At 52.0% G+C, this 24,436-nt stretch carries 20 protein-coding genes; 11 read left to right on the top strand and 9 right to left on the bottom strand.

What is annotated here, in order from left to right:
* Positions 1-80: 80 nt before the first annotated feature.
* On the bottom strand, positions 81-2,324 hold the full coding sequence (locus EYB31_RS32555) for a helix-turn-helix domain-containing protein (protein WP_131017680.1): 2,244 nt from the start codon (positions 2,322-2,324) through the stop codon (positions 81-83).
* Between the two features lie 255 nt (positions 2,325-2,579).
* On the opposite strand from EYB31_RS32555, the gene EYB31_RS32550 reads away from it, so the two are divergent.
* From EYB31_RS32550 to EYB31_RS32530, 5 genes are all read left to right on the top strand, one after another.
* Entirely contained in the window at positions 2,580-3,647 is a 1,068-nt protein-coding gene (locus EYB31_RS32550) for an acyltransferase family protein (protein ID WP_131017679.1), read from the top strand.
* Positions 3,648-3,861: 214 nt separating this feature from the next.
* Positions 3,862-6,075: an S-layer homology domain-containing protein gene (locus EYB31_RS32545; RefSeq protein WP_131017678.1), complete on the top strand. Its 2,214-nt coding sequence runs from the start codon at positions 3,862-3,864 to the stop codon at positions 6,073-6,075.
* A gap of 341 nt (positions 6,076-6,416) precedes the next feature.
* A complete protein-coding gene (locus EYB31_RS32540) occupies positions 6,417-6,899 on the top strand; it encodes a chromate efflux transcriptional regulator ChrS (protein ID WP_131017677.1) in 483 nt (160 codons plus the stop codon).
* 35 nt (positions 6,900-6,934) lie between these two features.
* The gene (locus EYB31_RS32535) at positions 6,935-7,519 is read left to right on the top strand and encodes a chromate efflux transporter ChrB (protein ID WP_131017676.1); all 585 of its coding nucleotides are present in this window, start codon (positions 6,935-6,937) and stop codon (positions 7,517-7,519) included.
* Between the two features lie 2 nt (positions 7,520-7,521).
* Positions 7,522-8,052: a chromate efflux transporter ChrA gene (locus EYB31_RS32530; protein ID WP_165452734.1), complete on the top strand. Its 531-nt coding sequence runs from the start codon at positions 7,522-7,524 to the stop codon at positions 8,050-8,052.
* Positions 8,053-8,294: 242 nt separating this feature from the next.
* Here the strand turns inward: EYB31_RS32530 and EYB31_RS32525 are convergent, their stop codons facing one another.
* Entirely contained in the window at positions 8,295-8,714 is a 420-nt protein-coding gene (locus EYB31_RS32525; RefSeq protein WP_131017674.1) for a DoxX family protein, read from the bottom strand.
* Positions 8,715-9,053: 339 nt separating this feature from the next.
* Here EYB31_RS32525 and EYB31_RS32520 point away from each other — a divergent pair, with 339 nt between their 5' ends.
* Genes EYB31_RS32520 through EYB31_RS32500 form a run of 5 tightly spaced genes read left to right on the top strand, consistent with a single transcriptional unit; the run spans position 9,054 to position 16,046 of the window.
* Entirely contained in the window at positions 9,054-9,959 is a 906-nt protein-coding gene (locus tag EYB31_RS32520; protein ID WP_240763120.1) for an ABC transporter permease, read from the top strand.
* Positions 9,960-9,976: 17 nt separating this feature from the next.
* Complete coding sequence (locus EYB31_RS32515; RefSeq protein ID WP_131017673.1) at positions 9,977-10,858, top strand: carbohydrate ABC transporter permease; 882 nt, start codon at positions 9,977-9,979, stop codon at positions 10,856-10,858.
* Positions 10,859-10,893: 35 nt separating this feature from the next.
* Positions 10,894-12,537, top strand: coding sequence for an extracellular solute-binding protein (locus EYB31_RS32510; RefSeq protein ID WP_131017672.1), 1,644 nt, complete (start codon positions 10,894-10,896; stop codon positions 12,535-12,537).
* Between the two features lie 15 nt (positions 12,538-12,552).
* Positions 12,553-13,626: a sialidase family protein gene (locus tag EYB31_RS32505; RefSeq protein ID WP_131017671.1), complete on the top strand. Its 1,074-nt coding sequence runs from the start codon at positions 12,553-12,555 to the stop codon at positions 13,624-13,626.
* A gap of 26 nt (positions 13,627-13,652) precedes the next feature.
* On the top strand, positions 13,653-16,046 hold the full coding sequence (locus tag EYB31_RS32500) for an AraC family transcriptional regulator (RefSeq protein ID WP_131017670.1): 2,394 nt from the start codon (positions 13,653-13,655) through the stop codon (positions 16,044-16,046).
* A gap of 448 nt (positions 16,047-16,494) precedes the next feature.
* Here the strand turns inward: EYB31_RS32500 and EYB31_RS32495 are convergent, their stop codons facing one another.
* Positions 16,495-17,397 (bottom strand): polysaccharide deacetylase family protein, encoded by a 903-nt coding sequence (locus tag EYB31_RS32495; RefSeq protein WP_165452733.1) that lies wholly within the window; start codon positions 17,395-17,397, stop codon positions 16,495-16,497.
* Between the two features lie 350 nt (positions 17,398-17,747).
* Complete coding sequence (locus EYB31_RS40460; protein ID WP_165452732.1) at positions 17,748-17,900, bottom strand: hypothetical protein; 153 nt, start codon at positions 17,898-17,900, stop codon at positions 17,748-17,750.
* Here EYB31_RS40460 and EYB31_RS41425 point away from each other — a divergent pair.
* Entirely contained in the window at positions 17,869-17,961 is a 93-nt protein-coding gene (locus tag EYB31_RS41425) for a putative holin-like toxin (RefSeq protein WP_420819489.1), read from the top strand. The genes EYB31_RS40460 and EYB31_RS41425 overlap by 32 nt on opposite strands.
* Before the next feature lie 242 nt (positions 17,962-18,203).
* Here EYB31_RS41425 and EYB31_RS32490 read toward each other — a convergent pair whose 3' ends face one another.
* From EYB31_RS32490 to EYB31_RS32470, 5 genes are all read right to left on the bottom strand, one after another.
* The gene (locus EYB31_RS32490; RefSeq protein ID WP_170318289.1) at positions 18,204-19,217 is read right to left on the bottom strand and encodes a sialidase family protein; all 1,014 of its coding nucleotides are present in this window, start codon (positions 19,215-19,217) and stop codon (positions 18,204-18,206) included.
* Between the two features lie 16 nt (positions 19,218-19,233).
* A complete protein-coding gene (locus EYB31_RS32485; protein ID WP_131017667.1) occupies positions 19,234-20,487 on the bottom strand; it encodes a sialidase family protein in 1,254 nt (417 codons plus the stop codon).
* A 121-nt stretch (positions 20,488-20,608) separates the two neighbouring features.
* Positions 20,609-21,973, bottom strand: a complete 1,365-nt coding sequence (locus EYB31_RS32480) for an FAD-dependent oxidoreductase (protein ID WP_131017666.1) — start codon at positions 21,971-21,973, stop codon at positions 20,609-20,611.
* A 36-nt stretch (positions 21,974-22,009) separates the two neighbouring features.
* Complete coding sequence (locus EYB31_RS32475; protein WP_131017665.1) at positions 22,010-23,515, bottom strand: extracellular solute-binding protein; 1,506 nt, start codon at positions 23,513-23,515, stop codon at positions 22,010-22,012.
* 51 nt (positions 23,516-23,566) lie between these two features.
* Positions 23,567-24,436, bottom strand: coding sequence for a carbohydrate ABC transporter permease (locus EYB31_RS32470; RefSeq protein ID WP_240763119.1), 870 nt, complete (start codon positions 24,434-24,436; stop codon positions 23,567-23,569).

Below are 24,436 nucleotides of genomic sequence, written 5' to 3'. Positions count from 1 at the left end.
TCCCAGAATCGCGCAGTAAAAATCCCGTATGAGCCGCAAAATTCGCATGCTCGCTACGGGATCATGTTTGAGAAAAGGTTTTATTCTTCTTTGCCGAGCTGCTGCCGGAATTGCCCGGGAGTCACGCCCTCCATCTTGCGGAAATAGCGGATGAAACTTGCCGAGCTGTTGTACCTCAGCCGTTCGGCAATCTCGGCTATTTTCATATCGGTTTCGGTCAGCCATTTCTTAGCCACTTGCAGCCGGAACCCTAACAAATATTCGGTAAAGGTAATACCCATTTCTTTGCGGAACACTCTGCCAACATAATCGGCATTTAAGCCAAGCCGGTCGGCACACATCTCCAAAGTCAAATCGTTCTCCAGTTCGGTTTCAATCATATGAACGACTTTGCCGGAGATCGTCGAATATTGGTCCCGCATATGTTCCTGCAGCAGCCCAATCGCAGGTTCGACCAGCACCCCGTAGAACCAGTTATCCATATCCGCGGCGCTTGGCAGCGAAAATAATTGGCTCAGCAGCACTTGCTGGTCGGGCAAATTCATCTGCTCGTACAAGCCGTTTTCGCGGATCATATCCATCAGCTCAAGGAACAGCCGCAGCAGCGACAGCCGATATGCTTCCGGCATGACCACCTCGGAAATCACCTGCTGCACAATCAGTCTTAGCTGATGCCGCGCTTCCTCCGCGTTAAGCTTGCGAATCGCTTCCAGCAGCTCAGTTTCCGCTTGTTTCGGATACTCCAGACGCACGCGGTCCGGTTTCACATCTTCGAAGAACAAAATCGCCTTGCCTCCGAGCTGTATCCGGTATTCCAGCGCCTCCAAGCCTTCTTTGTATGCTTTGGATGCATCCTTCAGTTCACTGTACGGAGAGCTGACGCCAATGCTGACTTTCATTCTGAGGAAATGTTCAATAGCTTCCTGCAGCTTGGCGCTGAGTTCATAGACCTCGCGCTTCAACTCTTCAAGATCGGAGGATGCGCCGCTAATCAGCGTAACCTGAGAGCTGCCAAGCAGCACCGGAATCAAAGTCCGTTCCGGCGGAAACAGTTCAAAGGTGATGTTGCCGACACCATACATCAGCAGCTCAAAATCGTGATGCTCATACCCAGTGCCTTCCAGCGTATCGATTTGCAATACCAGCACATGATAAGGATGGATAATACGTTCCATTCTTAAGTACTCCATGCGATCCTCGATATCTTTGGCTTTGTATTCGCCTTGAAACAGCTTGATGGCAAACAAGTCGCGCAGCTGAAAGTGGCTTTTTTTCAAATCCAGCTCCATCTGCCTCTGGGTGACAATCATCGTCTGCACCCGGTCCCCGATGACGGACAACTCGTTCATCTTGCCGTTCTCCGGCAGCAGCGATTCGGAGACGGTGCTGTATAATGCGCGAATCGGCGAATACATTTTGCGGGAACCAAACACCGAGAAGGCGAATGCAGCCAGAACCAGCGCAAGACCGATCCAAAACGTCAGCCAGCCGATGGCGCGGGACTGTTTAGTAATCTCGCTGACGGAAATGACGGTAAGATAAGTCCATCGGTTATAATCCGATTTGGAGTAGAGGATCGTCATTTTTTTGCCGTCGATCGAATAAGGAATCAGTCCTTCTCCTTGGTTCATGCCGCTGACCAGGCTCGGGAAGGTCGACTCCAGCCAAGCGCCGGTCTCCGGATCGCCACTTGTGATCAGCTTGCCCGACTGATCCATAATGGCATGAACGCCAGTATGGCTTTTGGAAATGAATGCGCTCAGTTGAGAAAGCGGAATCTTCACCACAATCATGCCGGCCGGTTCGGGCGTGTTGATCGGTCGCTTTTTGGCCAAATAAATGTTTGCGCTGTCATGCGTCCACGCGGAGCCTGCAAGCGATTGTTTGATCGTCTGCACGACCTCATCTTCGGCAAAACCGTTCGAAGATCTCGTCAACCGGCCCGAATCGGCGAGCTGCCAACCATATTTTAAATTATAGAAGGAAACTTCACGAAATAAATCCGTTGCCTGAATATGCGTTAATCCCGAAGATAACTCGCTAGTCATGCGAAAATCGTTGGGGGTCACATTCGTCTGCAAAGCGTCCGTAACCAGCGAGCTGTCGATAAACTGGATCGCCGTACTGTCCGTCAGTTCGAATATTTGCTCGATACTATTCTGCATTTGCCGGAGCACCTGCAGATTGGCGGTATTGACTTGGCTTTGAATCGCCTGCGACGATACCGCATAAGAGGCAATCCCGAGAAAAAGGACCGGACCGACCCCAAGGATAAGAGAAAAGGCGAGCAAACGAATAAAGTAAGTAGAGCGGAATAAGCCCACGATTTCCTTCCTTCCTGCATCGATAAAAGTGCGTGTTCAAAAAGTCCGCTTTTTGAACTGCCAAAATAAACTACCCGTTCTATTGTACCCATGTTTGCCGCAACATTGAATCGCCAAACGCAAACTGTTTGAACTTGTTCACAATTTTAAGTTAACATTAAGCTCCCTTTAAGGTTGCGATCATCCTTTTTTCATAATTAATTGAAATAATGGATGTATATCTAGTTTCGGAATGAAGGAAGAAGGTTGAACGGCTTGAACACGAAACCTGCGATTTTTTACATACAGGCGGCACGAGGGGTAGCCGTCCTGCTTGTCATGCTTTTCCACGCCTCGCGGATCGGACAAAAATATTTTAATTACAATTTTATGGGGCTTGCAGAATACGGACGATCGGGAGCGTACACGTTCTTTTTTGTGCTGACCGGATATTTAATGTATACCTTGTACCACAAGCATTTTGGCGATTCAAGTATGCTGAAAAGCTTCCTGTACAAACGATTTGCCCGTATATATCCCGTGTATTGGCTGATAACGCTTGTTGTTATTCCCATTTATTTTCTTGTGCCATCCTTTGGTGAAGGGTTCGAGCGCAAGCCGTCCGTGATCGTTGAATCTCTGCTACTGCTGCCTCAAGCTACCGGCCCGATTCTTAGTGTTGCCTGGTCAGTCACCTATATCGTCTGGTTTTATTTAATGTTTTCTTTGCTATTCCTCATCTCGGAAAAAGCGGTAGCCGCCGTGTATTCGTCATGGATCACCGTCATCGTACTCCATATGCTGGGTTGGCTGCATATACGGGACGGCGTCTGGGGACAGTTTCTGGTCAGCGAATTTCATCTTGAATTTTTTGCAGGGATAGCTGTCGGTTATATTGTCCGCAAACGGAAGTCGCTGGGCAATAATATGGCGTGGATTTTGAGCGGGGGCGCGGCGTATGTCGTATTATGGCTGATAAGATACAGAAATGCGGTCATCCCGTATGTCGATTTGCTGCATATGGTCGGTTCAGTATTAATTCTTGTCGGCATCGTCACTTGGAGAGGTAAAATCCACGAATGGCTGACGCCGTTAAAACATTGCGGTGACGCATCATATTCCATTTTGTTAGCCAGTTTGCCGGCAATGTCGGTTATATACAAGCTGGAACGAGGGCTTCATATTCCCGATCACTTGGGACTGCCGCTTACCGTCACCATATGCTTTCTCACCGGACTAGGCGTATGCCTGTTGTTTTATCGGTGGATTGAACAGCCTATCAATACGTTCCTGAAAAAACGCGAGCCGGCTCGAGCCCGCCGCATCGAAACGCGTATTGCGTAACGGCAGCTTGCCTTTTCACCGCATATAAGGGTTCCGCCTGCGCCTGCCTGCATCGCCGTGTTTCTGCTTATGTGCAGAACGCGGCTTTTTTGCGTCTCATTATTTCGTGATCGAAATTTTCACTGCGACTTTTTGCGACCCCACTAAACGAAAAAAAGCCGACGAAACATATCAGTGAGAAAATTAAATTCGATTTTTAAAGGAGAATCAAGCGATGCCATATCCTTATTCCAAACAAATGATCGCATTGGGCTTATCCCTAGTGATGGCCATGGGAGTCGGAACTTCAGCTTTTGCGAAAGGCAATGACAAATTCGACAACCGCTCTAACAACCGCTTTGATAACCGATCCGATAACCGCTTTGACAGCCGGAATTTCTTCAACGGCAAGAAGACCACAACGCAATATAAAGTCAACATCAATTTTAAAGATATGCAAAATGGCCAAGGCTGGGATTGGGCGCTTCGCTACATTGCCGACTTGGCGTCGCGGAATGTTTTTAACGGATATGAAGACGGCACTTTCCGCCCGCAGGCTACGGTGACAAGAATCGAAGCGATTACCGCTGCGATTCGGCTGATGGGACTGGAAAGCCAAGCGCAATCCAGCTCGGAGATGAGCGCCAGCCTGAATTTTGCGGATGCCAAGCAAGTTCCTTCTTGGGCGGTGGGATACGTCTCCGTCGCTCTCAAAAACGATCTGTTCGGCGAAAACGACAACAACGTCAATCCGAATCAGCCGGCCGACCGCCTCTGGGCTACGACATTGCTGGTTAAAGCGCTGAAGCTGACAAGCCAAGCCGAAGCCAAAATGAACCAAAAACTCAGCTTTGCCGACGCCAATAAAATTCCGGCCGGATCCGTCGGTTTTGTCGCGGTTGCCGTAGAGCAAGGCCTTGTCAACGGCTTCGAAGATAATACATTCCGCCCAAATCAATCCGTAACCCGCGCACAAATCGCGGCATTGCTCGACCGTGCCGGCGACAAATTGTCCGACAGCGAAGACGGCTTGCTTGTCGGCACCGTGAATAGCCCGGTTAGCGGCAATGTGCTGACCATCACAACCACTTCCGGCCAAACGGCAAATCTGGCGCTGGATCCGAATGCATTTATTTACCGCAACAATACGCGTATCACCGCCTCTCAACTTCAGACAGGCGATATCATCAAAAGCCGTACCGTTAACGGCAGCACCATTTTTGTCGAGGTTACGCAATTAAGCGGCGGCTCCACACCAACTACAACGCCGATCACTTCCTATAACGGACTGCTTTCCGGAACGCTGTCTTCCGTAGTTAACGGTTATACGGTCACACTGACCAGCGGCAACCAGACCTACAGCTTGCCATTGAACAGTAGCGCTCTCATCTACCGCTATGGCACTAACGTAGGCGCGTCCTCCCTGCAGGCAGGCGACATCATTAACCTGCGCGCATACAACAACACCGTGGTGTTTATCGATGTGACCCAGCCGTACGGCGCCGGCACGCAGCCGAATTATGAAGCAAGCTTCACCGGCAAGTTGGCCTCCCCGGTTAGCAACAATGTGATGGTACTGAATACCGGCAGCGAGACCAAAACATTCGCTTATAATACCGGCGCATTTATATACCGCAACGGGGTTCAAGTGAACGCATCCTCCTTGCAGGCAGGCGACTCGATCACCGTCTATACGGTGAACAATACGATCGCCGTCGCTGAAGTCACTGCGAATGCTTCGGGTCCGGTAACGACCGCTACCAACGGCAGCGATATCATCGTTAATGCAACGCTTGCTTCTACGGTTAACGGCAACACCGTGACCATCCAGAACGGCAGCTCGACCCAAAGTTATCCGCTGCAAGCCAACGCCTTTATCTACCGCTCGGGAGCTCTCACAAATGCAGCTTCTCTGCTGGCCGGGGATGCGGTCGTTCTGCACGTAAAAGATAACATCGTTTGGAGCGTGGAAGCGGCAACCGTATCCGGTCAGCTCACGGTGACAAGCGGCTCGGGAACCATTGCTTCCGCCATTTCGAACAATGTGCTGGTGCTTAATAATAACGGCCAGACAACAACCTACACCGTGGACGCCAACGCAGTGATATACCGCAACGGGGTTCAAACAAACCTTTCGACACTGCAAGCCGGTGATATCGTTGTAGTCCGCTCCTATGCAAACAACGTGCTTTATATCGAGGTGACTCAAGCCTCCAGCTCCAATAACACAAGCGCCTACACCATAAACGGTACGCTCAGCGGCGTGAACTTGAACAACCAAGGCGTATTGTCGACGGTATCCGTAACGCAAACGAATTCGGACGGCACGATCTCGACCAATGTGTACAACGTATCGCCAAGCGTGACGATTAACGGATCACTTGTTGTCGGACATTCGGTCGTGCTGGTGAATGTCAACTCGCTGATCACCTCCATTACGATAAATTAATCCGCGTCTCAACACAAAAGGCAAAAGCCCGATCCGGTCTCTTACAGACTGGGCGGGCTTTTTTTGCGTGCAATCCGGCACACCGTGATGATTTGTGGCCGGTTTGAAATGGCTTAAATAAGCGCCGGAAGAAACCCGATTCATTCGAGTCGACATGCACAAATGCACTTTTTCATCCAAAACGAATATAATAATTTCAATTTTTGTTGAAATCGTCAGAATATCGGTTTATATTAATACATAAAGTAGATTTGCAGCGCGGTTATTTTTCGTTTTGGAATATACAAAGCAATTCTGACGCCACTGTGACGTGCAAATGAAAGAAGGAGTGAGTAATAAAAATGAATTCCAAATTCATTTTGGAAGGCGCATCCTCTCCGCTTGATGAGATCGATCGTAAAATCATTGCGATTTTGCTGCAAAACGGCAGATCGTCCTATACCGATATCGCTAAGGAAGTCGGCTTGTCGCGTGTAGGGGTGCAGACGCGGATCAACGCGCTGATGGAGGACGGAACACTCGAGGGCATCTCGGCTATCGTGAATCCGGAAAAGCTGGGCATCACCGTATCGGCTTTTTTTAACGTTGAGGTGGAACCTAAGCATCTAATGGAAGTGGCCGACAAGCTGGCCGATGAACCCGAGGTGACCAGCCTGTACCACATGACCGGACCCAGCAAGCTGCATATGCACGGGCTGTTTGCCGACAACCGGCAAATGGAGCTTTTCTTGCAGGAGAAGCTGTACGCGCTGCCCGGCATTACCAGCGTAGATTGCCAGGTGCTTATTAAAAGATATAAAAGCCGCACAGGAATGAAGCTGTAGCCGCTAATCTTTCCACTACAGGAGTGTGACCCTCAATGAACCGTTACACAGAACTTATCATCGCCATGTTTAGAACGGGTATATTGGGTTACGGCGGAGGCCCATCGATCATCCCGTTAATCCGCTACGAAGCCGTCACCCGGTACCGCTGGATCTCCAACGAGGAGTTCGGAGAGGTGCTGGCCGTCGCCAATGCGCTGCCGGGACCGATCGCCACCAAGCTGGCGGCATATGTCGGCTACCGTCAAAAAGGTGTCCTGGGCGCCGTTGTCGCATTGATAGCCCATATTTTGCCGACATCTCTGGCTATGGTCTTATTGCTGTCCGTAATTACCCTGCTCAGTTCGTCCAAAGTTATAGCCGGTATGATCGGCGCGGTGACTCCGGTCGTCGCGGTCATGCTCGGGATGATGGCCTATGAATTTGCCGAAAAAGCGGTGAAAGGGCTGGGTAAAGTGGTCGGTATCGCCTTATTTGCCGTATCTTTTTTGCTGCTGCAGGTAGTCAGTGTGCATTCCGCGATTGTGATCGTGTTGTTCCTGCTGTACGGAGCGTTTCATTTCCGTGTGCTCGCCCATCTCCAAAAAAATAAGAAAAGCGCCCGAGGGGAGAGTGCCTGATCATGGAATGGATTTATCTTCTTCTCGGCTTCCTCATTCCCAACATACTTGGATATGGCGGAGGCCCGTCCACCATACCGCTGATGTATCAAGAAATCGTTCATCACTACCAATGGATCGATAATACGGAGTTTTCCAACATGCTGGCGCTGGGCAATATGCTGCCGGGGCCAATCGCCACGAAAATCGCCGCCTATGTCGGATACGAGGTCGGAGGCTGGGCAGGATTTATTCTCACCTCGCTGGCTACGGTCGTACCTTCGGCAGCAGCTCTTATCATACTTATTAATATTTTGCAGCGTTACCGCCAGTCGCCTGTCGTGAAAGGGATGACGCTGCTTGTCCAACCGGTAATTGCTGTGATGATGGCCGTGATGACATGGCAGATGTTCTCGGGTTCGGTTCATTCCATCGGCGTATGGCAGTCTCTTGGCATAGCAGCCGTCGCCTTTTGGCTGATGAGCATGAGGAAGATCCACCCGGCTTTGGTCATCTTATGCGCGTTCGTATACGGTGGCGTATTCTTAAGCTGACAACAAGCACATTAAGGGCAGGACGGTGAAACCGGATCGCTTGTGGACCGGAGAGATAATATGTATTATCGGGGTTTCGATCATGCCTTGGGCTCCCCGCTCGTAATAAAACCGTCCAAGTGACGCGAAATGCACCGAAATGCACCCCCAAAGGTCAAACACAACTGACGATTGGGGGTGCATTTTCATCACCGGACGGTTTTTATGTCATTAAATAATGCGGCGTTAGAGTCTTGCTCAAATCAAATTGTACGTCCGTCCTGAGACGTTTCTTTATCCCTGCGCAGCAGACCGTCCAAGGAGAGGGTGTAGCTGCCGCTCAAGGCAAGATGCAGCGCCATCACCAGAAGCGCCAGGTCCAGCTCGTACCCGGCCATTTTACCGTCTCCCAGAAATCCGACCGCCAGCTTGACTTTAAAGATCGCTCCAGCCATCAGCAAAATGATAACAACGGAAATCAAGCGGGTGCCGAATCCCAATATGAGGCCGATACCTCCCAATATTTCGACACCGGTCACCAGATACGGCATAAAACTCGGCAGCCCGATGCTGACGAACCAACCCGCGATCCCGTCAAATGTTTCAAACTTGGCAAACCCGTGAACCAAAAAAGTAATGCCCAGCACAATTCTTAATATTGACGTCCCCACACTTCTGTCCATAAATATTCCCTCCATATCGCAAATAACTAATAATTAATAAGTTACTTATTTTATGTATTGATTATATGTTGATCGTTTCCCTTTTGTCAAGCCTCGTGGTTTTCCTGCCGCCCTTGTCATTTTCTCATTCCATAGAAATAACGCCGATACTTGTCCGGCGGTTTTATTTTTTTCCGTCACGATTTGATTTTCTTTATATATGTAAACAAATTCTCATGCACCACATCAAAATCCGATTGCATGTTGGGTGGATGTAAACGTTAGCCGAGTCAGAGCGCCAAGCTCCGATATACAGCTGCCGTCCTGCCGGACTATGCTGAGCTTAATCGGCATAAGGGGGTGAATCATATAACAAAAGCGTGGGTCCGCAATTGGGAATTATATGCGCTTATTTTACCTGTGGTCGCATATGTCGCCGTCTTTGAGTATTTTCCGATGTACGGCGTGCAGATCGCCTTTAAAGATTTCTTGGCGACCAAGGGCGTCTGGGGCAGTCCGTGGGTCGGCTTCAAGCATTTCGAGCGGTTTTTCGAAGGGTATTATTTCGGGAGGCTTGTGGTCAACACTTTTCTGATCAGCGTGTATTATTTGCTCGTCAGCTTTCCGTTAGCCATTGCGCTGGCGCTAATGATGAACGAGCTGCGATCGGCGGCGTTTAAAAAGACAGTGCAAACCGTCACCTACGCGCCTCATTTTATATCGACCGTCGTGCTGGTCGGGATGCTGGCGATATTTTTAGCGCCGAAGAGCGGTTTGATCAACCAGGCCGCGGTGGCGTTGGGAGGCACAGCCGTCGATTATTTGGGCGAGCCTAGCTGGTTCAAAACATTGTACGTGCTCTCGGGGGTATGGCAAAATACCGGCTGGAATTCGATCATTTTCATCGCTGCGCTCGCCGGCGTCGATCCGCAGCAGCATGAGTCGGCGATGCTCGACGGGGCAAGCAAATGGCAGCGCATATGGCACATCAACATTCCGGGAATTTTGCCGACGATCATAATCGTATTTATTTTGGAATGCGGGCGCATTATGGCTGTCGGATTCGAGAAGGTATTTCTCATGCAGAACGATCTCAACATCAACGCCTCCGACGTGATTTCCACCTACGTCTACCGAAGCGGCATCCTGGGCGCCCAATACAGCTTCTCCTCCGCGGTCGGCTTGTTTAATTCGGCGATCAACCTGATCCTGCTGCTGACGGTCAACCGCTTGTCCCGTAAATTAACGAACACCGGCTTATGGTAACCGGGAAGGAGTAAAATATGGGCCATTTGCAATCCCGCGGCGACCGCCTGTTTGATGGGGCGAACATCCTGCTGCTCGGGCTGATTACCTTGATCGTGTTGTACCCGCTCATTTTTGTGCTCAGCGCGTCGTTCAGCAATCCCGCTTATATCTTGGAAGGACGCTTGTGGCTGTGGCCCAAAGGATTAACTCTTACCTCTTATGAAAGAGTGTTCCAGAATCCGTTTGTCATCACCGGATATCTCAATACGCTCCGGTATACGCTGATCGGCACAACGCTTAACGTCGTCTTAACCATATGCGCAGCGTATCCTTTATCACGCAAAGATTTTGCCGGGCGCGGGGCATTTACCGTCTATTTTACGGTTACGATGTTTTTCAGCGGCGGGCTGATTCCGACCTATCTGCTTATCAAAAGCTTGGGGCTGATCAACTCGTTTTGGGCGGTGATTTTGCCGGGCGCCGTCTCGATGTGGAACATTATCATCATGCGCACCTTTTTCCAGAACATCCCGGTCGAAATTCAGGAGTCGGCCCATATGGACGGCTGCTCCAATCTGCGGCTGCTTGTCCGCATCGTGCTGCCGCTTTCGCTGCCTGTCGTTGCCGTGATGGTGTTGTTCTACGGTGTTGGCCACTGGAACGCGTTTTTTAACGCCTTGATGTATGTGTCCGAAGCCGGAAAACATCCGCTGCAGCTGGTCATGAGAGGCATTTTGCTGCAAAATCAAATGGGAGCCATGGTTGGCGCTTCCGAAGGTTCGGTCGAGCAAATCGTCGCTGGCGAAGGCGTCAAATACGCCATCATCGTTGTGGCCAGCGCTCCTATCCTCGTTTTGTATCCGCTGCTTCAGCGGTATTTTGTCAAAGGTGTCATGATTGGAGCGATCAAAGGGTAATACGGACTTAAGCAAAACCATTCGAGGAGGTTCTTATGGGACAAAGATCAATATCCGCCGGCCACTGGGCCGCGATCACATTATTTGCCTGCGCCGCCATTCTGCCGGCCTGCACCTCGGCCCCTGCGGGAAGCGGTTCGGGTATTGCCGGCGATACGGGGAAATCCGCAGACACGGCCAAAAACCTCAACATAACCGGTCTGCCGATCGTCAAAGAACGGATCTCGCTGAAGATGGTCGCCGCTCAATCTCCGCTGCACGGCGAATGGAAAGATAAGCTGCTGTGGACCGAAGCCGAGAAACGGACCGGCGTTCATATCGACTGGGAGCTGATCCCGCAAGCCAACCTGGAGGAGAAAAAAAACTTGCTGCTGGCGAGCGGCACGTATCCGGACGCCTTTTACGGAGGCGGCATTTCCACACAGGATTTGATCAACTACGGTGAGCAAGGCGTGTTTATTCCGCTCAACGATCTGATCGACAAATACGCGCCGAATTTTAAAAAGGTAGCGCAAGCGCATCCGGAAATCATCAAAGGGCTCACCGCACCCGACGGCAAAATATACTCGCTGCCCAAAATTTCGATTAATCCGACGCATCTGCTAGGCACCAAGTTGTATATCAACCAGAAATGGCTTGATGCGCTCGGTTTGCAGATGCCTAAGACAACGGATGAGCTGTACCAGGTTTTGAAAGCGTTTAAAGAAAAGGACCCGAATAAAAACGGCCAAGCCGATGAAATTCCGATCAGCAACGATATTACCGGCGTCTACCGCTCGATTGCCGGCGCTTACGGTTTAAACAACCGCGGGCAGTCTCATCCTTACGTCGATTATGATGAAAATGCGAAAAAGCTGCGGTTTATCCCGATGGATCCGAAGTACAAGGAAGTGATGGAATATTTGCGCAAGCTTTATGCCGAAGGATTGATCGATCCGGAAATATTCACCAACACCGTACCGATTTTGACGGCCAAAATCACCAAAGACCAGGTCGGCGCGTTCCCCAGCATCAACACGGTACCGGCCGGGCAAAAACGGGTCGACTTCAAAGGCATCCCGCAGGCGCTCAAGGGTCCTCACGGCGACCAGCTGTGGGTAGGGATCGCCCCTTCCTTGCAGTTCCACGGCGCATTTGTCATTACTAAAGCAAATAAGAATCCCGAAGCAACGATGCGCTGGGCCGACTATTTCATCGACGGGGACGGCGCCGTGCTGTATTGGATGGGCGTCGAAGGCAAGACCTATGAAATGAAAGACGGCAAATACCGTTTCGTACAGGATATTGTCAACAATCCGAACGGTTTAACGCTGGACCAGGCAATTTCCCGCGATTTGGTCGCTCCTTTTACCAATCATCCGATTGTCCGTGAGGAACGGTTTGCCTGGGATACCGGCGAAGGACTTCCGGAGGTGATCGAAGCCGGCAAAAACCTCCAGCCTTACGTGCCGAAAGAAGTATGGCCGGCTTTCCTTTATACGCAAAAAGAAAATGAGCGGATGCTCGCCCTCTCCAACGACATCGACAAATACGTGAAGGAAATGCAAACCCAATTCATCACCGGCAAAGCGCCAATCTCCAAGTGGGACGACTATGTCGCCACCTTAAAAAAGATGGGGCTCGACGAATATATGAGCATTTACCTGGCTGCATATGAACGTTATTCGAAGAACAAGTAGAAAGGCGGAACATGTATGAGCCAAGCAGATAAGGATTTATCCCTGATCCCCGCGCCGGTTAATGAGGCGCACGGGGAAGCCAAATATACGGAACGGAGATGGCAAGGCATCCCCGGTATTGAATGTGCGGCGAACGGACGCCTGTGGGCGGCGTTTTACAGCGGGGGCGACAATGAAGGACCGGATAACTTCGTGGCGCTGGTCACAAGTATGGACGACGGGCGGACATGGTCGGATATTCGTTATGTCGTTGATCCGCCGGGCGAAGTGCGCGCTTACGATCCTTGCTTGTGGCACGACCCTTCGGGCAAGCTTTGGCTCTTTTGGGCGCAATGTTACACATGGTATGATGGGAGATGCGGAGTGTGGGCGGCGGTCTGCTCCGATTCCGGATCGGCTAACCCGGTCTGGTCCGAGCCGCGCAGAATCGCCGACGGTATCATGATGAACAAACCGACCGTGCTGGCCGGCGGCCAGTGGCTATTGCCTACGGCGGTGTGGGCTTGCAACGATTCGGAGCTGAACCGTCTGCCTGACGAGCGGTTCTCGAATGTGCTCTTGTCTGCCGACAATGGAGCGAGCTTTGAGAAAATCGGCTGCGCCGACATTCCGAACCGCCACTTCGACGAGCATATGCTCATTGAACGCAACGACGGCAGCTTATGGATGCTTGTGCGCGCCTTCTACGGAATCGGAGAAAGCGAGTCGTTTGACGGCGGCCGGACCTGGTCGGCTGGTAAACAATCGTCTCTCGGCGGTCCAAGCTCACGTTTTTTTATCCGGCGTTTGCAATCGGAGCGGCTGCTGCTCGTTAATCACTATCAGTTCCGCGGACGCAGCCACCTGACGGCGATGCTTTCGGACGATGACGGGCGAAGCTGGCACGGCAAGCTGGTGCTGGACCCCCGTTCGGACGTCTCTTATCCGGATGGCGCGCAGAGCGCAGACGGACGCATATATATCATTTATGACCGGGAACGAACCCAAGCAAAAGAAATTTTAATGGCTGTTTTTACAGAGGAAGATGTGCTGGCCGGAGGTTGTGTAACCGAACACGCCCGCTTGCAAGTCATCGTAAACAAAGCCTGACCAAGTCCGAGAGGAGCGTTTGAACAATGGCAATCGGGAAAACACGCATCGCGCGAAACGTGCTGCCGTCGCGGCTTTGGAGTTACTTTTTCTCGTACGTCCTGCTTGTCGCGCTCCTCTTGTCGGTGCTTGGCGGGATTGTATATACCAGCTTCTTCGACACGCTGCAGCGCGTCGTCGAGCATTCCAACGTCGCTTCGCTGACGCAAATCCGCGATCAGGTCGACCAGCGGTTCGCCGACATCATGAAAATTTCGGTGCAAATTTCCCGCAACTCCAAGCTGATTCCGCATCTGATCACCGAAAACGAATATGAGGCGATTCAAGCCGTCAACGAGCTGCGTTCTTACAGCTCTACGAGCTCTTTCCTGCTCGACATCGGGCTGCTGCTTAATGACGCCGACCCGAAACGGGTGTATGCGGCCAGCGGCATTTACCAAAGCGGTGATTTTTTCCGCAGCGCTTATCCGTTCCCGGATTGGAGCAAACCGGCGTTTATACAGGAGCTCCAAGAGCTCAGAGCGCCCCGGATCGGAGCAATTGAGCCGATCTCAGTCAACAATACGCTGCCTGCGCCCGCAGGGTATTACCTGTATCCGATTCCGACGGGCGGCAAGCCGTATCAGACGATTTTTTACATTTTGAACGGCGTTGAATTGCGGAATATGATTGCCGGCATGCTCCAAGGGTATGACGGGTACGCATTCGTAACGGATAAAAGCGGCAGAACGATCCTCTCCGTCGGCAAAGGCATTTATGCGGACAGCCCCAATCAAGAGCAGCTGCAGCGCAGCATCGCCGGGCTGGTGACGGATGTCCCGATCCAATCGATCCGGCTGCCTCAAGGGGAATTTTCCACCGTGCGACTCGAATCCGCCCATACGGACTGGTTGTATTATGTCGTCATGCCAACGGCTCAATTTATCGAGAGAGTGGAACGGACACGGACGCTGTTTTATGCGGCGATTGCCGTTGTGTTTGCGCTTGGCGTTGCCGCCTCTTATGTGCTGGCTTCGCGAAATTATCGGCCGATCCGCGCACTGATGGAAATCATCCATCGTAAAAGTCCCGGCGGCAGGACGGCAGTCCAGGACGAGCTGGCATGGATCTCCAAATCTTTTGAAGAGGTGACGCTGGAGAACAGCGGTCTGCGCTCCCAACTAAAGACGAAAGTCGGCATGATTAAAGATCAAGTGCTGCTCCATGTGTTCCAAGGCAACATTCCGCAAGGACGGGAGTGGGAAGATGATCTGAGGACAACCGGTTTGATGCTGGAGGGCGGCAGTTATGCGGTCATGCTGGTACAGATCGATCATTACGAACGTTTCGTTTCGGAAAATCCCGTTCCCATGCAAAATCTGCTTAAATACAGCATTACGAACGTCGCCGAAGAAATAGCGCTGGAATATGGATCCGGCTACGGGATTACGCTGGCCGATGACAAAGGTGTCGCGGTGCTGCTTCATTTGCAGCATGCTACGGACATTCAGGAGGATGCGGTGCGGATTTCGGAAAAAATCCGCGAATTTTTCGAGCTTTGTTTTCCGTTTACGGTCACTATCGGACTCAGCGGCATTTTTCATGAGCTGGAGCGGACGCCGCTTTATTGGAATGAGGCGTACGAGGCGGCGGCCTACCGGTTTATCCGAGGCGGCAATCGGGTGATTTACTACAGGGACATTGCTTCCGGCAAGTACAATCCGGCCTTGTATCATGCGCTGAGCGACTCGCAGCTGATGAAAGAAATCATGCAAGGAAATACGGCTGAAGCAGGCGCGGAAGCGCAAGCGTTGCTGGAGAAGCTCCACGACAGCGACATGCCCCCGGACGCAGCCAAAAGCATCTGTCTCAATCTGACCGGGTCACTGATTCAGGTTACCCATGAATTCGAAATATCCGGCGACAGCGGGCTGAAAGCGACAAGCGCCGCGCTGCTTGCCAACCGCTTCGAAACTTTGCGGCAGTTTGCCGAAGCTTACTGCCGCCTCGTCGGCATGGTTACCGAACATATCGTCAAGAAGAAGGAAAGCAAAAACTTCGAGCTGCGGGATAAACTGCTGCATTATGCAGAGGAAAACTTCACTGACGAATCGATGAATCTGCAAAAAATTGCCGACGCTTTCGGGATGTCTCCCTCTTATGTATCGCGGTATTTCAAAAATCAAACCGGAACAGCGCTCAGCGAGCATATTGACGAGCTGCGCATGAACTCGGCCAAAGAGCTGCTCAAGGCTGGCATCTTGAACGTCAAAGACGTCGTCAAGCAGGTCGGATATGGCGATCAAACCCATTTCATCCGCAAGTTCAAAAAAAAGTACGGGCTGACCCCCCAGCAGTACAAGATGTTGTACATGGCCGGGGGAACATCCCGCAACACTTCGGACGAGGAGCCGCACGAGCCTATCGGGCATAAAACGTAAACCGTATGAGGGCGTGGCTCGTCGCCTTGCATTTATATTTGGAAAATGCGTATGGTTAGTGAACTGAATAATGCAATGCGGCAGAACTCCTATTATCAGCGCCTGCCCCTCTAACGGACATGGACGACGCAATGTAAACAAATTCAGAGGTTTGCCAAATGTAATGGACACCGGAATCCTTATTTTTCCTGTCACCTGTGGTTTCCCTGACTTTTTGAGAGAATAAGGACGGTCCTGACCGTTAAAAAGGCAAACCTCGACTTTTTAGCCGAATAAGCGCGCTCCTGACCGTTACGCCCAGCCGCGACAATCGGCGGCCACCTCATATAAATAAAATCGCATAAGCACAGTACAGACGTTAAGCCCTTTCCGTTAGCCAGCCTCACTGAAATTCCTGATCAAACTACTAATAAGATCCCTTACTATAATCCGATCATTGCCTGGCCGGTTAAAAAAACTTGTAACGGATTTGCAGTAGCGTATTTTTTGCCACATCTTCGGCTTTGCCGAGCAGCGTCGTTTCTTTTTCGATTTTGCTGACGAGCTGTTCGCCGGTTAAAGTCGGAACACCTGCGGTAATTCTTTTGATCAGCTTGTCCTTGCTGGAATTAAGCCCGTAATCGCCGGTGAAGATGTAGTTGATGCCGGCTTGCCCGGCCAAATCGATCAGCTCGCGATGATATCTGCCATGAGGCAAGCAGAGCAGCCCCAGTTTGTTGCCAAGCTGGCCGCGCAGCTGCTTCTCCGCTTCGGATAAATCGGCCAGCACGCGCTGCCGGTACTCCTCGTCCGTCTCGACCCGGTTGGAATCAGGCAGCAGCAGACGGCTGGTCAGGGAATTGGCCGATTTTCCTTTATCCCCCGGTCTGAAATCATGGGAGTCAAACGTATGGGAATAAAAGTCGATGCCGGATTGGCGCATTTCTTTAATTTCATCCCAACTTAAAAAAGGCGGCTGCTCGTCTTTTTTGCCGACACTGCTGACGATCAAAAACTGCGTGGCCGACATGCCTTGCTTTTTTAGTTCGGGATACGCATATTGGTAGAACGATTCATAGCCGTCGTCGAACGTAATGACTACCGCATTGTCCGGTACCGGCTTTGCGTCCTTCAGGAAGCCGATAAACTCGTCCATGGTGATTACGTGAAAGCCATGCTCTTTTAGTGCCGCAAGATGATCGCGGAATCGCTCCGCGGAAATCGTAAACTCGGATTCTTCGGGATCGACATGATGGTAGGTCAGCACGGCGACTTGATTTTTATAGCTGTGGGAACGTAAGGAATCGACTCCGATGACAATCGCCAATACGGCGATAAGCAGTAGCAAAACAACAACCGTTTTTTTCAACATAACTTCTCCTCTGGCGGATCTATACGCTGCCCAAAGCAAACGCATTATGATTATACCCCAAGAGGGGCCCCGCAAGCGAGGAGGCCACTGAAAAAGTGAACGCTGCATGAACGAATCATTCTTACGATCGCCAATTGTCCCCGAATTTCTTGAATTGTACCTGCTTTTGGCAGGTGAAATTCGGGAACAAAAGCGAACGCTGGCGCTTCTCCAGAATGATTTCGCTCACTACGCTACTTTTTCGGTGGCCTCGCACGCGAGAAGTGGCCTCTTCTTGACGCCGCGTTCCGGAGCGACCTAGCCCTTGAAGCCGGCCGCTTAGCGAAATCCGCAAAACGCTGCAACTCCCGTCACACGAAAAAACGTCCGGCGATTTTGCCGGACGATCGTATCCGTCTCATTCCCGACCGCGGCTTCAGCCGCCGGTCCGATCCCATAGGAGGGGTCGGCTTATCCTCCTGATCGGAGGTGATGCCAGTGATCGAAGTAAAAGACGCACTCACCCTCATGTTTATGTTTGGGATGTTCGTTTTGGCGCTTCTCACGTACTTAAAGAAAAAGTAGACCGCCCCGTGACAAGGTTCAGGTCTACTTTTCTCCGTAGTTCCAAGCTTTGAAAGCCGACCCGCACATAAGGCGGATATCGTGCCACCCCGAACACGCCCCCTTCAGGGCATTCCGCTATCCATCTAAAGTGACGTTAGCGGCACGATTTGCAATTCGTCCTGTTTGCGAAGCTTTTCTTTGTAGCAAGTGATGCACAGTACAACCAGATATTCGTTTCATTCTTCCTCGGGACGTGCAAGTTACGGCTGCAAGCGGATTGTCCAAAAAGCGATCCGTTCTCTTTTCCACGTATAAGTGATATACAATTCGTTGTTGTCGGCAATGACCGCGGGATAAGAATATTCGCCCGGCTCATCTTCGAGAACAACCTCGTCCTGCCAGGTGAGGCCGTTATCGCGGGAAAAAGCGACGACAAGCGGAGTGCGCGGGGCGCGTGTCGAGTAACCGCTGACCGGATTGTACACCAACGCCAGCAGACCGCCGTCCATTAGGACGGCGTCGATGCCGCTGTTGTTGTTAGGCAGCGGCGTCGCATACGCGGCGCTCCAGGTGCAGCCGCCGTCCGCAGAATCGCTGCGGTAAATCGCTCCTTCCGTGCTGCGCAGCAGCATATGCACCGCTTTGCCGTCCGGGCTCCATAAGGTCGGCTGGATGAAGCCTTTTGCATTGGAATGCCGGGAACCGACGAGCAACTCAGCTTGCATCGGCACGATGCCGCTTGAGGACCAAGTCCGGCCGCCGTCAGCGGATATGTCGATAAATGCTTCCCAGATTTGCTTGCCTTCCTCCTCCGGATTCGGCCGTTCAATGGATGCAGGCGCAAGCAGGGTACCGCCCGCCAAGCGAATCGGTTTGTTGCGGACCGGCCCTCTGCCCCCAATATCTCCCGGAACTAACTCGGCCGGCTCCGACCAGGTAACCCCACCGTCCGCCGAGCGGATTACCCGTGTAAACCAGTCGGTAATTTCATGGCCGACCTTGTAGAACAACGTGACCACGTCGCCGTCTGCGTAAAACACCGGATTCCAGTGGGCGATTCCCTCCTCGTCGGCAATTTTGACCGGGAGACACCACACATCGCCTTGGCGGCGCGACAGCCAGATCGCCACATCGCTGGCCTTCTCGTGTCGGCCGCCGAACCAAGCGGCCAGCACGTCGCCGCCGGGCACACGGATGAGCGTAGAAGCATGGCAGCTTGGAAACGGCCGGTCGTCTTCGAAAATATATTGTTTTACCGTCGATTGTATCGGCATTGCATACATCCCCTTATCAATAAACAAGCTCGCGGAAATTTCTGACCGTATGGAAGGAAGCAAAATACACATCGTGCGGATTGGCCGACCGCTCATCGCCGGAGCGGCTTAAAATATGCAAATCGTCGCCGTCGATCGTCATAGAAGCGTATTGGCGGGAATGCTGGGTTCCCGCTCCCGCAGAGATCAACCCGGCAAAACACCAGTCGATGCAATTTTTCGAGAAGTGCAGCTGCAGCCGGTCCCTTTCATTGTTTGGCAAACCGTACCGGTCTGCAGGCAGCCGGTCGGCCCTTGTCATGCTGTCTCTGGCTTGCGAGCTGACCAACCAATACAGCTTGGTGACCTGATCGTACACAATATGAAATTTCATCTGCCCGCCCGGACACGGGACAAACAGCATCGTTTTCCCGGACGGCGCGGATTCCAGCATCGTGGTCATTGTACCGTCGTCATTTTCGACTACCTTGGCAATAGCCGCATAGCCGGTTCCCCCGGTATGGCTGCGCATCCATAAGTGAAATGTCCGGCCCGCAGCATCGTACCAATAATGATCAGGATCGACAAATTGCACTACATTGCTTTCCAGCCAGCCGATAGGTGCGCTGGTACGTCCGGGCGCAACCTGCTCTTTCTTCTTAGGTGTCGTGTTGAAGAACGGCACGCCGAAATAATCGAGCTTGCTGTCATCAACGGTTTCGCTGAATACAAGCTCGGAAGCAAACGTCCAGTTTTCGCGCCGGGTCAGATCGTCTCCGATTCTGCCTCGCATCAGAACAGGCGCAAGCGACGCCACACCCCAGCCTTCAAAATCGGTGTAGCCCATTTTCTCCATCACCAGATACACATTACCGTTCGCATAATGGACATTACACGGAGCTTGATGCCATTTCTCCCCTTCCGTCAGCTTGACGGGCTCAGACCAAGTCTCGCCATGATCGTCGGATCGGATGATCATCAAGTCCTGACGGTGTCCGAGCACGTAAAGCGACTGCCCTGCGGCAAACGGACGCGCATGAAAAAAAGGATATTCGCCTGTTTGGCGGAATGTGCCGCCATGATCGTCGGATACAAAAACTTTGCCCAGCTTGTTCAAATTGGCTACCTGCGTATATTTCCAATCTTTCCACTGATTCCCGTTATCCATCGTTGTTACAATCCGCCCGTTGTCCAGCCGGGTGATGCCGGGACTGCCGCAAAACAGCGTTGCGGGCTCGGGCGATTCATACACACGAATATATTCGTCGGCTAGCAGCCGTATTCGAGTCAAATCCTCCACCTCCACGTCGTTTAGGTATCGCTGCGTGATTTCAGTTCACGTTGCTTTCAACCTCACATTGTTTTCAATTCACGCTGTTCCTAGTTCACATTGCGCTCAATTTACGCCGATCTCAGTTCGCTTTATCCCACGGGCTGCCGTAATCGGGTTCCCCGTCAATGTATCCCAGCCGGCCGCGCAGCCAAGCCGCGTCCACGTCGCCAACCGCCATCCCGGCTGCCGCCGCGCGTGCGCCAGCGACACCAGCCGCCTGCCCGATGGCGGTCATCGTGGCCATCACCCGCACCGCTGCGGCCGCCGCGTGGCTGGCCGACAGCGCCCGGCACGGGACAAGCAAATTGTCCATCCCGGCCGCAACCAACGACCGGTACGGAATCTCGTAATAGTCTCCTTCCGGCACGCCGTACGCCTTTTCGACCGCGCCGTAGCCGTTTTTCACCTCATGGTCGAACCCGGAGCCCGTCGGAGAATGAATGTCGATAAAGTAGCGGCTGCGTGCAATGCCGTCGGGGAATTTGCGCGCTTCGGCAATATCCTCGTGCGTCATCGTATAAAGGCCCTTCACATGCCTTGTCTCCCTAACGCCTACTTGGCAGGCGACCTTCTCAAGGTACGAATCCTTGAAATACGGGACATCCTTGCGCAGCCAGTCCGCCATCAGAAACGCCTGCCTGCGGCCTTCCATCTCGGAAAACGTCAAGTCTTTGGCCAGCAAGCCGTTAACTTTGTTAATTCTCGTCATATTGAAGTGGAGCACGCCCGGATGCGGATAATCGTAAAAATGCACCCATTCCCGGTACGGATAATACAGCCGGCCTTCCTGAATCGCCTTCTGAAAATACGGTTCAACGAGCAGCCTCGCTTGCTTCAGACCTTGTACATTCCTCGCCTCCAGGTCGCGCCGCATCGCCGCCTTATCTACATTGCCTATGCGGAAGCTGACCGTCATCGCTTGCGTCAGGTTGTCGGAAGGACGGCCCAAGCTCCATTCGCAGCCTGCCAAATAAGCCAGATCGCCGTCTCCGGTCGCGTCGATAAAGACGTTCCCGCGGTATTCTTCCGGCCCGCTTTTGGAATTCGTCTGCACTGCCGTAATCCGGCCTTCTTCGCGGACTGCAGCTGTCAGCGCCGTATGGTAAATGATGTCCACCCCGGCCTCCTGCAGCATCGTATCGTATATATATTTCAGACGCTCCTCGTCAAAAGCGGATTTCGACAAAGCCGACCCGTATCCCCCGGCCTCTTGCAGCCGTGTCGCAATTTCTTTAAAAATACCGCCGATGATGGAGCCGCTTTGTTTTGTTTCTGGATGAACAAATTCGTGTCCCGCCCACGGATTAACCAAAGCGCTTGTAGCCATCCCCCCGGCAAAGCCGTATTTCTCAATTAGCAGCACCTTGGCTCCCTCCCTGCCTGCGGCAATAGCCGCAGCCGTGCCCGAAGGACCTGCACCACAAACGATAACGTCGTAAACCATTGATCTCTCTCCTTTTGTATTCAGCTTGCGCAGCCGTTATTTTTTGCTGGATTGGTACCAATTGTTAACCGCCTTGATCATCTCGGCTCCGCCTTCGCTGTTCCACTGGGAAATAAATGCCGCATAGCCGTCCAGCTTCTCTTCGCCCATCAGCAGCTTGATGAAATAGTCCTGCTCCAGCTTCTTCAGCGCTTGAATATTTTTCGAAACCTCGTCGATTGGCGGCATCAGCGAAGTCGGATCGGTTTTGAACACCGCCGTGTTTTTGTTCATCTCTTCAAAGGCGGCGAACAGATTCGGGTCGCGCCGCAGACGGGCCAGCCACATATCGGGGTAGCGGTGCTCGTCGATGCCGTTTAAATACCAGTAGCCGTTATTCCGCCGGTCGGTAAACGCAGGCATAATCGGTATATATTTGCCGTTCTCCAGATTAAAGGTTTCGCCTTTCGGACCGATAGCCAAAAACTCGAAATTATTTTCCTCCAGCTTCGTATCGAGGTATTTGACCGCATCTTCGGGATGTTTGGCGGACTTCGGAACGGCGCTGACATAGTTCAGCTTGTAGTCCGCCTGAATGCCTGCCGCCCCGCTTGCATCCTTAAGCGGCTGAATATAAGCGAGCTTCGCTCCGGCATTATTTTTCATGACCGCAGGGACGATCCGCGTCGCCGGCGTATAACCGACGTTCATCATGAGCGCTTTGCCGCTCACGTATTTCTCTTCGGCGGACGTCGTTTTATTGATCGCCCAATCCGGGTCAATCAATCCTTCCTTGTACAGCTTGGTCATATAAGCGAAGTAATCTTTGATTTGCGGCATTTGAATACGCGGCACCAGCTTCCCGTTGATGTCGGTCCACTCGTTGTACAGTTGAAATGCGCTGCCGATGGTCGGGTTGACATAACTGTCGCTGGAGCTGCCGGTAAACGGAATTTTGTCCGGATATTTGGCTTTCAGCTGCTTTAAAGCGTTGTACAGTTCATCCGCCGTTTCCGGCGTCTTCAGCCCCAGCCCGTCGAGCAAATCTTGGCGTATTTGCAGCAATGCGCCGACTTGCGGACGTTCGTTTTTTTGCGGAATGCCGTAAGTTTTCCCGCCGAGCTTGGCCAAATCCCAGCTTTCCGGGAGCAGCGCCTTTTTCATATTGGCTCCGTACCGGTTGATCAGCTCGTCAAGCGGCAGCAGCGCGCCTTGTGCGGCCAACGTGTAAAACTGCGTTGGCGTCAGCTTGATAATATCGTAATCGGCGCCGGAGGCGATTTCGATGTTAAGCTTTTCCTCCGGTTTTTGCTGCGGCAGCATAAAAAATTCCGCTTTATACCCTGTCGCTTTCTCCAGATCCGCCACCATCACATCTTTATTCGGGTCCAAATTTGCCGCGTAATTGGCCAAAATTTTTAAACTGGGCTTCGCTCCGCCGTTATCCGGCTTTGCGGCGGAGGCCGGCTCCTTAGCCGGTTCCTTGGCCGGTTCCGGGGAGCAGCCCACCAACATCGTTACAGCGGAAACAGCAGCCGTGACGGCCGTCATCCATTTTTTCATAAGTTTCCCTCTTTCCACAGGTTTTATAAAGCGCTTTCTTTAAATCGCCCCTTACCCTTTCACGGAACCGATAGTCAGCCCTTTGACAAAATATTTTTGCAAAAACGGATAAACAAGCAGGATCGGTATCGTCGATACCACAATGGTCGCAGACCGCACGCCTTCCGTAGACAAATTAAACGCTTCGTCTGCGGACAACGTGCCCGTCGCGCTTTCGGTGCTTGTAATCATGTCGTACAGAAATACCTGCAGGGGTTTCATCTCAGGTTTGCTAATAAACAACACCGGATAAAAAAAGCTGTTCCAATAATGAACCGCATAAAACAACCCCAGCGTCGCCAGCATTGGCAAGGAGACCGGCAGTACAATAGATACGAGAATCCGCATATAACCCGCCCCGTCCATCTCCGCAGATTCCTCCAAACCGTCGGGCAGCCCTTCAAAAAACGTTTTAGCCACAAGCATATTAAACGGAATGATCAGCGTTGGCACAATAATCGACCACAACGTATTCAGCAGTCCCAAACCTTTGATCAACATATAGGTCGGGATAATCCCGCCGTGAAATAACATGCAAAATACGTACAGCCACAAAATGAGCCGTTTCCCCTTCAAGGTTCCTTTGGATAAAGGGTACGCCGCGAGCACCGTGAAGGCAAGGCTGAGCAAGGTACCGAGCACTGTAATAAAAACCGAATTCAGAAACGATTGAAAAAAGGAAGACTGCATCATCACAAACTGCAGCGACTTCAGACTGAAACCGATCGGCCAAAAACTGACATCCCCGCTTAACACGGCCGTCTCTCCGCTTACCGATTTGGCGGCGACATGGATAAATGGAACGACCGAAAGCGCGCCGAGCAAGCCAAGCAGCACAACGTTGACAACATCAAAAGGTTCGACCCTACGCTTCCGTTTCAT

Origin of the sequence: Paenibacillus thalictri, from assembly GCF_004307995.1 — a bacterium.
GTDB classification, from domain to species: Bacteria; Bacillota; Bacilli; order Paenibacillales; family NBRC-103111; genus Paenibacillus_AF; species Paenibacillus_AF thalictri.
This window is presented reverse-complemented; position numbering and strand designations above follow the sequence as displayed.

Excerpts from the sequence above, each read along its gene's own strand:
- EYB31_RS32515 (WP_131017673.1), top strand. The coding sequence starts at position 9,977 with ATGGGCCATTTGCAATCCCGCGGCGACCGCCTGTTTGATGGGGCGAAC.
- EYB31_RS32505 (WP_131017671.1), top strand. The coding sequence starts at position 12,553 with ATGAGCCAAGCAGATAAGGATTTATCCCTGATCCCCGCGCCGGTTAAT.
- EYB31_RS32540 (WP_131017677.1), top strand. The coding sequence starts at position 6,417 with ATGAATTCCAAATTCATTTTGGAAGGCGCATCCTCTCCGCTTGATGAG.
- EYB31_RS32495 (WP_165452733.1), bottom strand. The coding sequence starts at position 17,397 with ATGTTGAAAAAAACGGTTGTTGTTTTGCTACTGCTTATCGCCGTATTG.
- EYB31_RS32490 (WP_170318289.1), bottom strand. The coding sequence starts at position 19,217 with ATGCCGATACAATCGACGGTAAAACAATATATTTTCGAAGACGACCGG.
- EYB31_RS32530 (WP_165452734.1), top strand. The coding sequence starts at position 7,522 with ATGGAATGGATTTATCTTCTTCTCGGCTTCCTCATTCCCAACATACTT.
- EYB31_RS32500 (WP_131017670.1), top strand. The coding sequence starts at position 13,653 with ATGGCAATCGGGAAAACACGCATCGCGCGAAACGTGCTGCCGTCGCGG.
- EYB31_RS32480 (WP_131017666.1), bottom strand. The coding sequence starts at position 21,973 with ATGGTTTACGACGTTATCGTTTGTGGTGCAGGTCCTTCGGGCACGGCT.
- EYB31_RS32535 (WP_131017676.1), top strand. The coding sequence starts at position 6,935 with ATGAACCGTTACACAGAACTTATCATCGCCATGTTTAGAACGGGTATA.
- EYB31_RS32545 (WP_131017678.1), top strand. The coding sequence starts at position 3,862 with ATGCCATATCCTTATTCCAAACAAATGATCGCATTGGGCTTATCCCTA.
- EYB31_RS32470 (WP_240763119.1), bottom strand. The coding sequence starts at position 24,436 with ATGAAACGGAAGCGTAGGGTCGAACCTTTTGATGTTGTCAACGTTGTG.
- EYB31_RS32510 (WP_131017672.1), top strand. The coding sequence starts at position 10,894 with ATGGGACAAAGATCAATATCCGCCGGCCACTGGGCCGCGATCACATTA.
- EYB31_RS32525 (WP_131017674.1), bottom strand. The coding sequence starts at position 8,714 with ATGGACAGAAGTGTGGGGACGTCAATATTAAGAATTGTGCTGGGCATT.
- EYB31_RS32475 (WP_131017665.1), bottom strand. The coding sequence starts at position 23,515 with ATGAAAAAATGGATGACGGCCGTCACGGCTGCTGTTTCCGCTGTAACG.
- EYB31_RS41425 (WP_420819489.1), top strand. The coding sequence starts at position 17,869 with ATGCCAGTGATCGAAGTAAAAGACGCACTCACCCTCATGTTTATGTTT.